Here is a 17,134-nt window from a genome sequence, read left to right on the forward strand (position 1 = left end):
AAGCCAATCGTTAAAGGTGGAATCGTTGCAATACTCCGCGCAGGCATGGCACCCTCGTCTCAGTTTCAGCAGGAGAGACCCATGCAGCGGCTCGCACGTTTTGTTTTTTCTTTTATTTCCGTAATGTTAGTGGCGCAAACCGCGTCTGCACAGCAAAGTTACGTGCCGGAACGGCGGGTCGTCGTCAGCCGCGATCTGGATTTCTACGGCTCTGACCTAACAAATTTATTTGATACAACTTATGAGGCTTGTGTCTCCGCATGCCTTTCAGATTCGAATTGCGCTGCCTTTACCTTTAATTCGCGGTCCAATTCCTGTTTTCCCAAAAGCGCTGTCTCCGACAAACAACCGTATGAGGGGGCATTGTCAGCGGAGGTACTAACCACTGCTCCTGGTGCGCAAAGCTTAGGACAAACACGGGCAGCTGAAATTGGGTTCCTCGGCGTCTCGGATTTGCGTCGCGCCCGAGATGTGGCTCAGGATATTGGCCGCATCCACGCCGCTGGACCTTGGGAGGTCGCAGACATGCTGAGTGCGGCCGCCGAGCGGCGCACGGCCAATGAACTTCTGAGTGCTATGCGGTGGACGGGCGGCGCCCTCAGCAAAAAAGACAGCAGCGACCTTTGGTTGGAGTACGCCCGGCTGAATGCAGTTGTTGAAGGTAAAAAGTCGTCAGAGACCCGCCGTTACCGCGACCGTGCTTTCTTTGCGGCGATCAATGGCTATCTTCGCGCTGATCGTGACGGCGCGCGCGTCTCGGCGCTTTTGGTGTTGGCGGACAGGCTGGAACAGCGCAATCGAGGGCGCAACATGGTGCAAACTCTTCGGTTGGCAGAAACGATCGCGCCACGTGATGATGTGGTCGCCGCGCTCGACAAGGCAATTGCAAAATACGGGTTCCGGATTACGGAACATTCTGTCGAAAGCGATCTGGCGGACCCTCGCCTTTGTGTTGAATTCAACGAGCCTTTGGTGAAAACGGGCGTGGACTACGCGACCTATGTCAAACTGCCGGATGCCCGTTTGGCGGTACAGACCGAGGGCAGCAAGCTCTGCGTCGAAGGCCTGAGCCATGGTCAACGCATCACTGCGACGTTCCGGGCAGGTTTGCCTGCGGAAAGTGGCGAGACCTTGATCAAAGACATCGAAATCACCACCTACGTGCGTGATCGCAGCCCCAGTGTTGGCTTCACCGGCCGCGCCTATGTGCTGCCCCGCACCGCAGACGCTGGCCTTCCAATTGAAACGGTCAATCTGGATCTTGTGGACCTGACCCTCCAACGCGTGAGCGACCGTAACCTTTTGCGGGCCATTCAGGACAGCTATTTTGGCAAGCCGATGAGCTATTGGCAGATCGAAGACTTCGGCCGCGATGTGGCCGAGACGATCTGGACTGGCTCCGGTGAGGTGCAAAACACCCTGAACCAAACGATGAGCACTCGCCTGCCTATTGGTGACGCTCTGAAAGACCAACCGGCTGGCGTTTATGCACTAACCGCGGATCTGCCCGGCGCCGACATCTATGACGAAACCTCCACGACGCAGTGGTTCATTCTGTCTGACATCGGCATGACCAGCCTGAGCGGAGTGGATGGCTTGCACGTCTTTGTGCGGCATCTCAACGACGCAAGCGCATGGAGCAATGCTAAGGTAACGTTGTTGTCGCGGTCTAATAGAGTACTCGGTACCACCCAAAGCAGTGCCGAAGGCTATGCAACCTTCGCGGCGGGCCTAACCCGGGGCACGGGTGGTGCAGCACCCGCGCTCGTAATGATCGAAGCGGGCGAGGACTTTTCTTTTCTATCGCTTACTGATCCAGCATTTGATCTGTCCGATCGCGGCGTCGAAGGGCGCCTACCGGCGCCTCCGATTGACCTCTTTGTTACCACCGACCGGGGTGCTTATCGCGCAGGGGAGACCATCCACGTCACGGCTCTGGCGCGCGGCGACGTGGCCGAAGCGCTTCCCGGCATGCCAGTCACAGCAATCTTGACCCGCCCCGACGGCGTGGAATACGCACGCCATGTGTCCACAAATGACGCGGCCGGTGGCCATGTCTTCAGCTTGCATTTGGGCACGACCGTGCCGCGCGGCGCCTGGCGGATAAGCTTCAAGACCGATCTGGACGCACCGGCCTTGGCAACGCAAAAAGTGCTTGTCGAAGATTTCCTGCCTGAACGCATTGATTTTGATCTCGCGCTTCCTGATGCACCTTTGGATTCCGCCAACATGCCGCCTCTCAAAGTTGCGGCCCGCTATCTCTTCGGTGCGCCAGGCGCGGATCTTGAAATAGAAGGCGAATTGCGCCTGACCCCGCGCCCCGATGTGGCAGGTTTCGCAGGGTATACGTTTGGTCGCCATGATGCGCCATTCTATTCAAATACCGAATACTTCAGTGGGGACGTCACGGATGCACAAGGCAATGCCGACGTGTTCTTGCCGCTGCCGGATCAAACCGCCGAAGGGCTGCCGCTTCAGGCCGACATCAAAGTGCGCGTCCTTGAGGGATCCGGTCGCCCGGTGGAACGCAGTCTTACGCATCCTGTCGCTGCTGCGGGAGCTATGATCGGCCTCAAGCCGGGGTTCGATCGCGTGGTGGCCGAAGGCACATCGGCCAGCTTCCAAGTGGTGGCTTTAAACGCTGACCTCGCGCCCACGAAAATGAAGGTGCAGTGGAGTGTGAACCGCGTGCGCACCACTTATCAATGGTATCAGCTGTATGGCGATTGGCAGTGGGAGCCGACCACCCGCCGCACCCGTATCGCTGGCGGCGAACTCGATCTTACCGGCGGGCCGGTCACGATCGAGGCTCCGGTTGAATGGGGCCAATACGAAGTGGTGGTCGAGCAGATTGGTGGCGATTCTGTCGCCACTTCCACTGATTTTTATGCCGGTTGGTACGCTCCCGCTGACGCCACCGACACACCGGACACTTTGGAATTGTCATTAGACAAAGAAGGGTATCGCAGTGGCGATACCGCCAACCTTCGCATCGTGCCGCGCTATGCAGGCACTGCGTTGATTTCGGTGATGTCCAATCGTCTCATCGCGATGAAAGCTGTTGAGGTGCGCGAAGGCGAGAATTTGATCCCGCTTGAGGTCACCGACGAATGGGGGGCGGGTGCTTATGTAACGGCCTCGGTTATTCGACCAGCGGATGGGCCAGCAAATCAAAACCCTGCAAGGTCTATGGGGCTGTCTTATGCAAAAATAGATCCGGGCGCGAAGCAGCTTGCGGTGTCAATTGACACAGTCGCCAAGGCCAACCCGCGCGGCCCGCTTGATGTCGCGGTTCGCGTTGATGGTGTTGCTGCAGGCGAAACCGCTTATGTCACCGTTGCCGCGGTGGATGTGGGCATTCTGAACCTCACACGTTTTGCCAGTCCGGACCCGTCCGAGCACTATTTCGGGCAACGTCGCTTGGGGATGGAAATTCGTGACCTATATGGTCGGTTGATCGACGGTATGAGTGGAAATATGGGCGCACTGCGGTCTGGTGGGGACGCCAACGCGGGGGGCGGATTTGAGTCGCCACCGCCCACGGAAGAGCTGGTCGCCTATTTCAGCGGACCTGTCGAAGTTGGCGCTGATGGCAATGCGCAGATCAGCTTTGATCTGCCGGAGTTCAACGGCACCGTGCGCCTGATGGCCGTGGCTTGGACCGCGACCAGTGTGGGGCAAGCGGATCACGACGTGATTGTTCGAGATCCGGTTGTGGTGACCGCTTCGCTGCCGCGTTTCCTGGCGCCGGGCGATCAGTCCCGACTGCTTTTGGAAATCGTGCATGCCGAAGGGTCTGCTGGCCGCATGTTGCTGAACGTAGATGCGGATGGTGTAACTATCGCTGGGGCCGTGCCAAGCGACGTGGTGCTTGTCGATAAGGGCACCGCAAAGTTGAGCGTGCCGGTCACGGCGCAAGACGTCGGGGATCATGAAATCCGTGTTTCCCTGACTACGCCTGACGGAAAACAGCTCGTGAAATCTTTGACAATTCCCGTGCGGGCCAACGATCCAGAGATCAGCGATACCCAACAAATCACCTTGGCGGCGGGTGAAACATTGACCCTTGGCGCGGATATCTTTGCCGAGTTGCGAGAAGGGACAGGATCAGCCGTGATTTCATCTGGTGCGCTGGCAAAGTTCGATGCACCCGGCTTGCTTCAGGCGCTGGATCGCTACCCTTATGGCTGCACGGAGCAGGTCACGTCACAGGCCTTGCCGTTGCTGTACTTCGAAAGCGTCAGCACGGCCCTTGGTTTGACTCAAAGGGACAATGTTCAAGAGCGGGTGGATCAAGCCGTGGCAAAGGTCCTGACCCGTCAGGCCAGCAACGGCGCCTTCGGGCTATGGCGGGCTGAAAGCGGGGACTTTTGGCTGGATGCCTATGTCAGTGACTTCCTGTCGCGGGCGCGATCCAAAGGGTATGCTGTGCCCGACCACGCATTCCGGCAGGCCATGGACAACCTGCGCAGTCGGGTGAACTACGCTCCGGACTTTGACGAAGGCGGCGAAGATATCGCGTATGCTATATTGGTGCTGGCCCGCGAGGGTGCCGCTGCAATGGGTGATCTGCGATACTACGCGGATGTGAAATCCGAGGCTTTTGCCACCCCCTTGGCAGCCGCCCAGATTGGCGCGGCCTTGGCGTACTACGGCGACCAAACCCGCGCGGACGTTATGTTCCGTCAGGCGGCGCGCCTCATCGAAGGGCAAAGCGCGGCTGAAGATGCGCAGTTGTGGCGAGCGGACTATGGCACTCACCTGCGCGACGCGGCCGGTGTGTTGACTTTGGCTATGGAGGCCGGCAGCAACGCGATTGATGCTGACGCCTTCGCACACCGTATCGCTGCATCTGGTCAGAACCTGTCGACCCAAGAAAGTGTCTGGTCTTTGATGGCGGCGCACGCGCTGCTCGAAGATGACAGCGCTAGCGGGTTGAGTGTTGATGGCACGCCATTGACCGGCCCTCTGCTGCGCCGGTTTGCCGGCGACATTGCGACCACACCAATGGCAATACGTAACGATGGCGATGTCCCCCAGAGCGTGACAGTCACTGCGATTGGTGTGCCAGATTATCCAGTGACCGCAGGCGGCTATGGCTACGCGATCGATCGGGAATACTTTGCGATGGATGGCACGCCGCTGGACCCTGGTAACGTGCGCACGGGCAATCGTTTTGTGGCGGTCTTGACCGTTGAACCGTTCGAGGACGGCGGTGCGCGGCTGATGGTCAATGACCCTTTGCCTGCCGGCTTTGAAATCGACAATCCCAACTTGCTGGAAAGCGGCGATGTGCGGGAGTTGGACTGGCTTGAAACTGTGTATTCGGAATCCAGTGAATTCCGGTCTGACCGGTTTTTGGCGGCGGTCGACTGGCGCTCGGACATGATGTTCCGGCTGGCCTATATCGTGCGTGCGGTTTCGCCCGGGACATACCACCACCCTGCGGCCTCGGTCGAAGACATGTATCGCCCGCAATACCGTGCCAATACCGACGCACAGCAACTTGTCGTGCTTGAGTAATGCGCCGCAGTTGGCCCTTTCTTCTCGTCGCGCTGCTCCTAGGGGGGGCTGCTGCGCGGGATGGGGTGGACCGATGGATTGACCGCACGACGGTGCCCAGTCTCATCACAGACACCTCCATTGAGATGCGCGACAGGCACGGGTCGTTGTTGCGGGCCTATACGGTCGAGGACGGACTGTGGCGGCTTGGCGTAAGCGTGGATCAGGTGGACGGCGGTTTTATCGATGTTCTCTTAGCCTATGAAGACAAACGGTTCTTTCAACATTCAGGCGTTGATGCGCGCGCGCTGATACGTGCTGGTGCGCAGGCGATTTGGCGCGGCGAGATCGTCTCTGGCGCCTCAACTTTGACAATGCAAGTTGCGCGGTTGTTGGAAAATTCCGGCACTGGCGCCTGGCACGGCAAGCTGCGCCAGATGCGGCTCGCGTTGGCATTGGAACGGCGTCTGAGCAAGCGGGAAATCCTGAACCTTTACCTCGTGCACGCGCCTTATGGCGGCAATATCGAAGGTCTTCGTTCCGCATCAATTGCGTGGTTTGATAAAGAACCCAACAGGTTAACCCCCGCGCAGAGCGCTCTTTTGGTGGCTTTGCCGCAAAGCCCGAACACGCGTCGGCCGGATCGGTTTTCCGAGGCCGCATCAAAGGCACGAGAGCGGGTTTTGCAGCGAGCTTTGGCTGTGGGGGTGTTGACGGAGGGGGATGTAGAGGCCGCGTTGAGCGAACCTTTGCCAAAGAAAAAGCGTGTATTTCCAAGCCTTTCTCCTCATCTGGCGGATAGGGCTTTGGCCGCACGTCCCGACGCCCGTAAACATGACCTGACCGTTGATGCGGCGCTGCAAGAAAGCTTGGGAGGTTTGGCGCAACAGACAGTGGCGGGGCTGGGGCACAAGCTGTCGATTGCGATGATTGTCGCGGACCATGGCACTGGCGAAATCCTTGCGTCGGTTGGATCGGCACGGTATTCCGGCGCGGACCAGCGGCAGGGGTTTATCGATATGACCCGCGCGAAACGGTCGCCGGGATCGACGCTTAAGCCATTGATTTATGGACTTTCCTTTGATCAGGGACTGGCACATCCCGAAACTATGATCCGCGATGCGCCGGTGCGGTTTGGCACCTATGCGCCGCGGAATTTTGACGGCGAATTCAGAGGCGACGTGCGGGTGTCCGAAGCGTTGTCGCAATCCCTCAATATACCGGTGGTGATGCTGACAGAGGCGTTGGGTCCGGCCAATCTGATGGCAGCTTTGCGGCGAGCGGGGATGGATCCGAAATTGCCGGGCGGAAAGGCCGGATTGGCCGTCGCGTTGGGCGGAGTGGGGGTGTCACTTGAGGAACTCGTCCAGCTTTATGCGGTGCTTGCACGGGGGGGCGACACAATTGATCTGCGCTGGGCTTTAGACCAAAAGGATGCACGAAATCAAACTGTTATAAGCCGATCAGCGGCTTGGCATCTGGGTCACATCCTGTCTGATATCGCCCCTCCGCCCGGAGCGCCGCGGAACCGGTTGGCCTATAAAACCGGCACCAGCTACGGGCATCGTGACACGTGGGCGATTGGCTTTGATGGGCGTCACGTCGCGGGTGTCTGGATCGGTCGGCCGGATGGGACGCCGGTGCCGGGGGCTTTTGGGGCCGACGTGGCTGCTCCCGTGCTGTTTGATGTGTTCCAATACATCAAACCGGAGCTTGACCCGCTTGGGCCACCGCCGCCCGAAACCATCCTGTCAGCCAACGCGCAACTACCTGAACCTCTTAGGAAATTTCGCGGTCGGAATGCTGTTTTTGAGGCCCCTAGCGATGGTTTGAAACTTGTATTTCCTCCTGACGGCGCGCGTCTCGCTGCGGGTAACGAGGGTGTCACGATTAAGTTCAAACACGGCACGCGCCCGTTTACTGTTTTGGCCAATGGGTTGCCGGTGGCAACCCGCCTGAGGCGGCAGGAAGTTGCCCTCCCGATGGTTGGCAAAGGGGCCTCGACGCTGACCGTGATTGACGCCGAAGGGCGATCTGATCGGGTGACGATCTGGCTCGATTGAACCTATCGGTATCGCGTCGGTATCGCGGCTGTTTCGCGACGGTGCCGTTTTCAGGTGTTGAGACCGCAAAACCATCGTAGGATGGCGGTATCGGGCATCCCTATTAGCCGGCCCGTCTGTTTGCGCAGAAGACCCGAATTTTCCGGTCAGCGCGCTTTCCAAATCCCAATTATCTCCGGAGGACCAGATCATGATTTCTGTCGATTATTGCCGAGTCTTTGCCCGCTACAGCACCTGGCAAACCACATCACTTGTGTCCGCCGCCGACACGCTGACCCATGCACAGCGCTGGCAGGATCGCGGTGCGTTTTTCGGGTCGGTGGCCGCAACTTTCAACCACCTTTACTGGGCGGATGCCTTGATGCTGGAACGCCTCAGGGGCAATGAACGGCCACAGGATGTGATTTTTCATTCGTTGACCTCGCCGTCGGAGTGGCGGGACTTCAAAATTCTGCGCGAAGATCGGGACCGCGAGATCGGGGATTGGGCCAGCGGCTTGAGCGACGGGGATCTGACGGGCAACATCGGGTGGTTTCCGCCGGATGGGTCCAAACGCGTGGAGATGTCAAAAGCGTTGTGTGTCGTTCAGTTGTTCAATCACCAGACCCATCATCGCGGACAGATACATGCCATGCTGACCGCTGCTGGTGCCTGTCCTGCGCCCACTGACATGACCGCTCTGCCCTGAACCGGTGTCTGTCAGGGTATATATGGGCCAAGAAAAAGCCCCGCCGGAGTGATCCGCGGGGCTTTCAATGTCTCAGATCAGCGGGCTGATCAGATGTCGAGCTTTTTGCCTTTGATCGGCGCCCAGAGCTTTTTGTTGGTCAGATACAAAAGCACTGTCAGGATCGACAGGAACAACACGCCCACAAATCCGGCCTGCTTGCGGGCCATCATCTTGGGTTCTGCGGCCCACATCAGGAAGGCTGCAACGTCTTCTGCTTCGTGGTGCAGAGAGTTGGAGTGTCCATCAGCATAATCCACATCCTCACCATAAAGTGGTGGAGCCATAGCGATCCAGCCACCCGGGAAGGCGGTGTTTTCATAGAAGGTTGTGCCGGCCTCTTCTTTTTCTTTGCCGGTGTACCCATCGAGCAGCGCCACGATGTATTCCGGACCACCCATGCCTTTGAACAGCTGGTTGATACCAGTGCCGTAAGGACCGTGGAAGCCAGCGCGGGCTTTGGCCATCAGCGACAGGTCAGGCGCTTCGGCAAGCCCACTCATTGGAAAGAAGTCGGTGGGTGTGCGCGCGCGATCTTCGTCCAGCTCGGCATCAAAGATGTCGAACTGTGCCGAATAGGCGCGCACCTGATCTTCTGGCAGGTGTGGACCACCTTCGTCTGCCAATGTGCGCAGCGGCACATAGCGCAGCCCGTGACAGGCTGAACAGACTTCGGTGTAAACCTGAAGGCCGCGTTGCAATTGGTTCTGGTCGAATTTGCCAAACGGGCCTTCGAACGAGAACTGCGTGTCGTGAATGTGGCCTGCGCCACCCGCCGCGAGAGCGCCACCTGCGGAGAGGGACAGGGCCGCGAGAGCGATAATGCTAAGCTTCTTAAGCATGTCTGTTGTCCTTCTTATTCAGCAGGTTCGGCAGGTTTGCCGTAGTGAGCTTCGAAGTCTTCCTCGATGGTCGCCGGCGGAGCCGTCGGCTTTTCGATCACACCCAAGAGGGGCAAGATCACCAGGAAGTATGCAAACCAGTAGGCCGATGCGATCAGCGAGAAGGTTGCATAGGGTTCTTCCGCAGGCATGGCACCGAGCCACATCAGCGCAACGAAGTCGACGCACAGCAGGGCGAACCACCACTTGAACATCGGGCGATAGCGACCGGAGCGAACACGCGATGTGTCGAGCCAAGGCACCAAAGCCATAACGATGATCGCTGCAAACATTGCCAGCACGCCAAAGAATTTGGCGTCGATGATGCCACCGGTGATCCAGCTTGCGAACATCACAACCCAGACCTCAGACGTAAAGGCACGCAGGATCGCGTAGAACGGCAGGAAGTACCATTCGGGCACAATGTGTGCAGGTGTCGCCAGTGCGTTGGCTTCGATGTAGTTGTCCGGGTGACCCAGATAGTTCGGCATGAAGCCGACAACAGCAAAGAAGATCACCAGGATCAGAGACAGCGCGAAGAGGTCCTTGATCACAAAGTATGGCCAGAACGGCAGGGTGTCTTTCTTGGCTTCGTCTTTGGAGTCGCGACGCACGTCAACACCTGTGGGGTTGTTGTTGCCCGTGGTGTGGAACGCCCAGATGTGCACGATCACCAGAGCGGCAATCACAAATGGCAGCAGGTAGTGCAGCGAGAAGAAACGGTTCAGGGTGGCGTTGTCCACCGCAGGGCCGCCAAGCAGGAAGGTCTGCAGAGCGTCGCCCACAAACGGGATGGCGCCGAACAGGCCGGTGATCACGGTTGCGCCCCAGAAGGACATCTGACCCCAAGGCAAAACGTAGCCCATAAAGCCGGTTGCCATCATCAGGAGGTAGATGATCATGCCGACGATCCATGTGATCTCACGCGGGGCTTTGTAAGACCCGTAATAGAGACCGCGGAAAATGTGGAGGTAGACGGCAAAGAAGAACAGCGAGGCGCCGTTCATATGCAGATAGCGCAGCATCGCACCACCGTTCACGTCACGCATGATGTGTTCGATCGAGGCAAATGCCATGTCGACATGCGGCGTGAAGTGCATCGCGAGCACGATGCCGGTCACAATTTGCAGCGCCAGACAGAATGCGAGGACAATGCCCCAGATCCACATCCAGTTCAGGTTCTTCGGAGTGGGGATCATGAGCGTGTCATAGATCAGGCCAATCACCGGCAGGCGGGTTTCGACCCATTTTGCGCCCTTTGACTTGGGCTCGTAATGATCGTGAGGAATTCCGGACATAAGCGCGTTCCTTATCCGAGGACCAGTTCGCTGCCCTCAAACGAGGCAATCGGAACGTGGAGGTTTTCAGGCGCCGGACCTTTGCGGATGCGGCCGGATGTGTCGTAGTGAGACCCGTGGCACGGGCAGAACCAGCCACCGAAGTCACCAGCGCCGTCGCCCAGAGGCACACAGCCAAGGTGCGTACACACACCCATCATCACCAGCCATTCGCCAGCTTCATCCATGCTGCGGTTTTCATCCGCTGCGTCGGTGTCGGGTTTGTTGGCGTTCTGGCTGCCTTGGTCGATCGACAAATCATCCATTGTGACGGCACGGGCATCGTCGATTTCCGCTTGCGTGCGGCGACGGATGAACACCGGCTTGCCCAACCATTTGACGGTCAGCTGGGTGCCTTGCTCGATGCCGGATGTGTCGACGCGAATTGACGACAGCGCACGTACATCGGCGGAAGGGTTCATCTGGTTGACGAGGGGCCAAACTGCGGCGCCTGCGGTTACGGCACCGGCGCCAGCCGTGGCGTAGTAGAGAAAGTCTCTCCGGGTGCCTTCGTGGTCTTCTGCGTGGGACACGAGGTTCTCTCCATTCTTCAGCCGAATCCGGCCAATAAGCTCCGGGCCGCGGTGTCCCGCAGCCTCTCCCCGCCGCTATTTAACGAAGGGGATCGCACCCGTCCAGCGAACATTCGCCAGATACGTCCCACAGCGTCCCTCTGTCGCGCTTGAAGTCTTGACAAATTGAGCGACGAAACAGGTTTGCGGGCGTGATCCAAAGGAGCGCCTGCGGCGCACAGGCTGTGCACTGCGTGCGGATTGGGCGGTCGTGCACAAGGTTTCGTCGGCCCCCTTGGCTTTTTGTTCGTCAAATACCTCGGGGGAGCCGCGCGGATGCGCGGTGGGGGCTGGCCCCCTCTGGATAACAGCTGTCGCGGTTTTCGCAGGGCGAATCAGAGGGCGGCAATACGCTGCTTCTGGTTCGCTGACGCACATTGCGCTAGAGAGATGCATCATACTCGCATCAATGGAGCAGCGTCAGTGATCAGCCTCAAGGATCTGGAATTCCTGTCGTCTTTGGCGCGTCATCGCCATTTTGCACGCGCGGCCGAAGACTGCGGGGTGTCGCAGCCGGCGTTCTCGATGCGGATCCGCAAGCTCGAGGAGCGTCTGGATTCCGCCATCGTCAAACGTGGCAACCGCTTTCAGGGCTTTACGCCTGCCGGCGAGGCTTTGCTGCGCCACGGTCGCAAAATTATGGACAACATGAAACTGCTTGAAGAAGAGTTTCGTTCAGCTGGCGGTGACGTCACCGGACAGTTGGCGCTTGGGGTTGTGCCAACGGCGGTGGCCTATGCGGCCGGTGTGGTGCAGCGCCTGCGTCATGGCAATCCCGGTATCACCGTGCGACTGCAGGCCGCGAGCTCTCTGGCGATCCAGCAAGGTTTGGAAAACGGGCTTTATGATGCGGGCATAACCTACGGCGAAGGCGTTTCGCCGGATTTGATGCGAGTCGAGCACCTTTATGATGAGCGGTATTTGCTGCTTGCGCCAGCCGCTCTGGCACCAAGGGCCAATGGCAAAGCAACCTGGGCAGAGGCGGCTGAGCTGCCGCTGGCGTTGTTGGAGCCGGGGATGCAGAACCGGCGTATCCTTGATCTGGTGTTTCGCGAAGTTGGCATGGTACCGGACGTGATCGCCGAAACCGGCGAGTTCACCTCGGCTATGGTGATGGCGGCCAATGGTATGGCGGCAACGGTTGTGCCCGAAGGGCTGGCAGAGGCGTTTGGCAAGAATGCTGGGTTGGTGGCTTTGGAGTTGGAGGCGCCGGTGGTTGAGAAAGACGTGAGTCTGGTTTCCGCCCATCGTCATCCAGGTCTTTCCACAGTCGAAGCTTTGCGCCGCACATTGGATTTATCGGACTTTGCGTGATAACCAATAGTTATGGCGAATTAAATTATTGTTGATTGATTATCAAATTGTGTGATGCGAGGCTTTCCCTCTGGCAGGGAGGCTAAGATGGCACCACTCGACGATCAAAAAGGCGTCTGGAAGAAAAAGGGCACCGGCAAATCGCGGCGCACCCCAAAGGGGCGTCAAGTTGATGATGTCGCGCTGAGCGAAGTGCAGACGCTGTTGGGCGATACACCGCGCCGACGTGATCTGCTGATCGAGTTTCTGCATCTGATTCAAGATACTTATGGCCATCTGTCCGCAGCCCATATCCGCGCGCTGGCCGAAGAGATGCGCCTTGCTCAGGCTGAGATTTATGAGGTTGCTACCTTCTATGCGCACTTTGATTTGGTGGGTGATGGAGAGGCGCCGCCGCCTGCCTTGACCATCCGCGTGTGCGAATCGCTCTCTTGTGAGTTGGCCGGTGCCGATCAATTGGCACAGGCCCTGCGCGACGGTGTGGACCCGGCGGCTGTGCGTGTGTTGCGCGCGCCTTGCATGGGGCGGTGCGACACCGCGCCTGTTGTCGAGCTGGGCCATAACCACATCACCTATGCCACTGAGAACAAGGTTTTGGCCGCGATGGAGGCCGGACAGGTGCATCCGGCGGTGATCGATTACCAAGGTCTGACGGAGTACAAGGCAGACGGCGGATACCGAAAGCTGCGCGAGCTGCGTGAAAACGGCGATTGGGAAGAGGTACAAGCCAAGATCGGCGAGGCCGGTCTGCGAGGTTTGGGCGGCGCGGGTTTTCCCGCAGGCACCAAATGGGGCTTTGTACGTGCCAATCCCGGTCCGCGCTATCTCGCGGTGAACGGCGACGAAGGCGAGCCGGGCACATTCAAGGATCGCCATCACCTTGAGCGCAATCCGCATATGTTCCTTGAGGGTATGTTGATTGCGGCTTGGGCGGTCGAGGCCGTGACTTGCTACATCTACATGCGCGACGAAAATCCAGGTGTGATCCACATCCTGAACCGCGAAATCGGGCGGTTGGTCGACGATGGTATCGTCGAGGCGGGCTTTATTGAGGTCCGACGCGGCGCGGGGGCCTATATCTGTGGCGAAGAGAGCGCCATGATTGAATCCATCGAAGGCAAGCGTGGCCTGCCACGTCACCGCCCGCCTTTTGTGGCGCAGGTCGGTATTTTTGGGCAGCCAACGCTCGTGCACAATGTCGAGACGCTTTATTGGGTCGCACGGATCGCGCGGTTTGGTCCTGAGGTGTTGAATTCGGTTGAGAAGAACGGGCGCACCGGGCTGCGAAACTATTCGGTGTCGGGGCGGGTGAAAAATCCAAGCGTGTACTTGCTGCCTGCTGGGTCGACGATTGACGACGTGATCGAAGCGGCGGGCGGTATGGCCGACGGGCACGTGTTCAAGGCGTACCAACCAGGTGGGCCGTCGTCGGGATTGTTGCCAGCGACGCTAAATGATGTCCCGCTGGATTTTGACACCTTGCAGCCGCATGGGACCTTTATTGGCTCTGCCGCCGTGGTGGTTCTGTCCGATCAGGACAGCGCGCGGGACGCGGCGGTTAATATGCTGAAGTTCTTTGAGGATGAAAGCTGTGGGCAGTGCACACCATGTCGGGCGGGCTGTGAGAAAGCAGTGAAGCTGATGCAGGCGGACAGCTGGGATCAGTCGTTGTTAGAAGAGTTGTGTCAGGTGATGGGCGATGCCTCGATCTGTGGTCTGGGGCAGGCGGCGCCAAACCCGATCCGGTTGACGATGAAACATTTCGCGGAGGAGATCTGAGATGGCTGATGGCGCACAGATCGACATGGTGACCTTTTCCTTGAACGGCAAAGACGTGACCGTTCCCGCAGGCACATCTATTTGGGACGCGGCGAACGGGCAGGGCTTTGTAATCCCGCACCTGTGCCACAAGCCGGCCAAAGGCTATCGACCCGATGGCAACTGCCGCGCCTGCATGGTTGAGGTCGAAGGCGAACGCACGTTGGTGGCATCCTGTATTCGCGAAGCCGCAGAGGGCATGATTGTGCATTCCGAAAGCGCGCGTGCCACCAAGGCGCGCGAGGTGGTGATGGAGTTGCTGGTTGCGGATCAGCCAGACGTCAAACACGACGCGTCGAGCCATTTCTGGGATATGGCGGCGCAGGTTGGTGTAGACGAGAGCCGCTTTCCTGCCAAGGAAGCCGAGCGCGTGCCGCTGTTGGATGCCAGCCACGTGGCGATGAGCGTCAATCTGGACGCCTGTATCCATTGCAATCTGTGTGTGCGGGCGTGCCGCGAAGTGCAGGTCAACGACGTGATCGGCATGTCTGGGCGCAACAACACCGCGCAGATTGTGTTCGATCAGGGCGACGACATGGGTGCGTCAAGCTGTGTGGCTTGTGGTGAATGTGTGCAGGCGTGCCCAACAGGGGCGTTGATGCCTGCGGCTGTGCTGGACGAGGACGGCGCCGGTGACAGCGCGGATTATGATCACGAAGTCAAAAGCATCTGCCCCTATTGCGGTGTGGGGTGTCAGATCAGCTTCAAGGTCAAAGACGATAAGATCAAATATGTCGAAGGCATTGATGGGCCAGCCAATGAAAACCGGCTGTGCGTCAAAGGCCGTTTTGGGTTTGATTATATCGACCACCCGCACCGTTTGACCAAGCCGCTTATTCGTCGTGATGACGCGCCAGCCAAAGGATTGAACGTCGACCCCGGAAATCTGTTGACGCATTTCCGCGAAGCGACGTGGGATGAAGCGTTGGATTTCGCTGCCGGTGGCATGAAGCGTCTGCGGGCGGAGAAAGGCACAAATATTGCGGGCTTTGGCTCTGCGAAATGCTCCAACGAAGAAGCTTACCTGTTCCAGAAACTGATCCGTCAGGGTTTTGGCCACAACAACGTCGATCACTGTACGCGGCTGTGTCATGCCTCGTCCGTGTCGGCGTTGCTGGAAAACGTGGGTTCGGGCGCGGTGACGGCGACCTTTAACGAGATCGAGAACGCCGATGTGGCGATTGCGATCGGCTGTAACCCGATCGAGAACCACCCTGTGGCGGCGACGTATTTCAAACAGTTCGCCAAGCGTGGCGGCAAGTTGATTGTCTGTGACCCGCGCGGTGTGGGTCTTGGGCGGCATGCAAGCCACAAGTTGCAGTTCAAACCCGGTGCGGATGTGTCGATGCTGAATGCGATCATGCATGTGATCGTCGAAGAAGAGCTTTATGACGCAGACTACATCGCCCAGTTCACCGAGAACTGGGAAGAGATGAAAGCGCATCTGAAGGGGTTCTCTCCTGAAGCGATGGAGCCGATCTGTGGTCTTGATCCCGCGTTGTTGCGGGATGCTGCGCGGACGTTTGCGGCTGGCAAAGCAGGCATGATTTTCTGGGGGATGGGCGTCAGCCAACACATCCACGGCACCGATAATGCGCGCTGTCTGATCTCGCTGGCGTTGATGACCGGCAACGTTGGCAAACCCGGCGCTGGGCTGCACCCGCTGCGGGGGCAGAACAACGTGCAGGGCGCGTCGGACGCGGGTCTGATCCCGATGTTCTTGCCGGATTATCAGTCGGTTACGGACGACGGCGTGCGCTCGGCGTTTACCGACGTCTGGCAGTCGGAGGATTTCTCGAGTGAGAAGGGTCTGACTGTGGTCGAAATCATGCATGCAATCCATGATGGCGACATCAAGGGCATGTATATTCTGGGTGAAAACCCTGCGATGTCTGACCCTGATGTGGACCACGCCCGCGCGGCTTTGGCCAAGCTGGACCATCTGGTGGTGCAGGACATCTTCCTTACGGAAACGGCGAACTATGCGGATGTGATCCTGCCGTCGTCGGCGTGGTATGAAAAATCCGGCACTGTGACCAACACCAACCGTCAGGTGCAGATGGGGCGGCCTGTGACGTCGCCTCCGGGTGAGGCAAAAGAAGACTGGTGGATCGAGGTCGAACTGGCCAAACGGTTGGGTCTGAATTGGGATTATACGCACCCCAAAGAGGTGTTTGCCGAGATGAAGCTCAATATGGGTTCGCTCGACAACATCACGTGGGAGCGGCTTGAGGGTGAGGCGGTGACTTATCCGTCGCTCAGCCCCGAAGACCCAGGTCAGGCGATTGTGTTTGGCGATGGGTTCCCACGCGACAACAACCGTGCGCGGTTCACGCCCGCATCGGTGATTCCGCCGGATGAAGTGCCGGACGCGGAGTATCCGTTTGTGTTGATCACGGGTCGTCAGCTGGAGCATTGGCACACAGGCTCGATGACGCGGCGCGCCAGCACGCTGGATGCGCTGGAGCCGGAAGCCAACTGTTCGTTGCATCCGTCGACATTGCGCAAACTGGGTGTCGAGGCGGGTGGCTATATTGCGCTGTCAACGCGGCGTGGCACCGTGACCGTGATGGCGCGTGCGGATCGGGCTGTGGCGCCGGACAACGTGTTCCTGCCGTTTGCCTATGTCGAAGCGGCGGCCAACATCCTGACCAATGCGGCGCTGGACCCATACGGCAAAATCCCCGAGTTTAAATTCTCGGCGGTGCGTGTGGAAAAAGCGGAAACACCCGTCGCGGCGGAATGAAATGAACTCCGGTGGTGAGGCGATTGCGGCGCTTCGCCACCGGAGTCCCCCTCGCCACTGTTAAACCCCTTAGACAGCAGCAAGGCCGCCGGCTGACCTATTAAAAGGCGTGCCGACAGCAAATCGGTAGCCGATTTCAGCGCCCAGATAAAGTATTTTGTTTGAGTCGCGAAT

9 protein-coding genes are annotated in these 17,134 nt (G+C 58.7%); 6 read left to right on the forward strand and 3 right to left on the reverse strand.

Annotated elements, in window-relative coordinates; all coding sequences use genetic code 11:
* Positions 1-81: 81 nt before the first annotated feature.
* The 3 genes from SHIM_RS16670 (at position 82) to SHIM_RS16680 (ending at position 8,253) form a co-directional block, all read left to right on the forward strand.
* Positions 82-5,523 carry an alpha-2-macroglobulin family protein gene (locus SHIM_RS16670; protein ID WP_054003804.1) on the forward strand — a complete coding sequence of 1,814 codons (5,442 nt, stop codon included), beginning with the start codon at positions 82-84 and terminating at the stop codon, positions 5,521-5,523.
* Positions 5,523-7,565: a penicillin-binding protein 1C gene (gene pbpC / locus SHIM_RS16675; RefSeq protein ID WP_054003805.1), complete on the forward strand. Its 2,043-nt coding sequence runs from the start codon at positions 5,523-5,525 to the stop codon at positions 7,563-7,565. Before SHIM_RS16670 ends, pbpC begins: the two co-directional genes overlap by 1 nt.
* Positions 7,566-7,755: 190 nt before the next feature.
* On the forward strand, positions 7,756-8,253 hold the full coding sequence (locus tag SHIM_RS16680; protein ID WP_054003806.1) for a DinB family protein: 498 nt from the start codon (positions 7,756-7,758) through the stop codon (positions 8,251-8,253).
* Between the two features lie 89 nt (positions 8,254-8,342).
* Here SHIM_RS16680 and SHIM_RS16685 read toward each other — a convergent pair whose 3' ends face one another.
* From SHIM_RS16685 to petA, 3 genes are read right to left on the reverse strand one after another with little or no spacing between them, the layout of a single operon-like run.
* A complete protein-coding gene (locus SHIM_RS16685) occupies positions 8,343-9,134 on the reverse strand; it encodes a cytochrome c1 (protein ID WP_054003807.1) in 792 nt (263 codons plus the stop codon).
* A gap of 14 nt (positions 9,135-9,148) precedes the next feature.
* Positions 9,149-10,471 (reverse strand): cytochrome b, encoded by a 1,323-nt coding sequence (gene petB / locus SHIM_RS16690; protein WP_054003808.1) that lies wholly within the window; start codon positions 10,469-10,471, stop codon positions 9,149-9,151.
* An 11-nt stretch (positions 10,472-10,482) separates the two neighbouring features.
* Entirely contained in the window at positions 10,483-11,043 is a 561-nt protein-coding gene (petA, locus tag SHIM_RS16695) for a ubiquinol-cytochrome c reductase iron-sulfur subunit (RefSeq protein WP_054003809.1), read from the reverse strand.
* A 429-nt stretch (positions 11,044-11,472) separates the two neighbouring features.
* Between petA and SHIM_RS16700 the strand changes: the two genes are divergently transcribed.
* The 3 genes from SHIM_RS16700 to fdhF all read left to right on the forward strand — a co-directional run bounded on the left by SHIM_RS16700 (position 11,473) and on the right by fdhF (position 16,960).
* Positions 11,473-12,396 (forward strand): LysR family transcriptional regulator, encoded by a 924-nt coding sequence (locus SHIM_RS16700; RefSeq protein ID WP_241488910.1) that lies wholly within the window; start codon positions 11,473-11,475, stop codon positions 12,394-12,396.
* 87 nt (positions 12,397-12,483) lie between these two features.
* Positions 12,484-14,175: an NAD(P)H-dependent oxidoreductase subunit E gene (locus SHIM_RS16705; protein ID WP_054003810.1), complete on the forward strand. Its 1,692-nt coding sequence runs from the start codon at positions 12,484-12,486 to the stop codon at positions 14,173-14,175.
* A gap of 1 nt (position 14,176) precedes the next feature.
* Complete coding sequence (gene fdhF, locus SHIM_RS16710; RefSeq protein WP_054003811.1) at positions 14,177-16,960, forward strand: formate dehydrogenase subunit alpha; 2,784 nt, start codon at positions 14,177-14,179, stop codon at positions 16,958-16,960.
* The last annotated feature ends 174 nt before the right edge of the window (positions 16,961-17,134 follow it).

The sequence above is a fragment of the Shimia sp. SK013 genome (assembly GCF_001292625.1).
GTDB lineage: Bacteria > Pseudomonadota > Alphaproteobacteria > Rhodobacterales > Rhodobacteraceae > Shimia.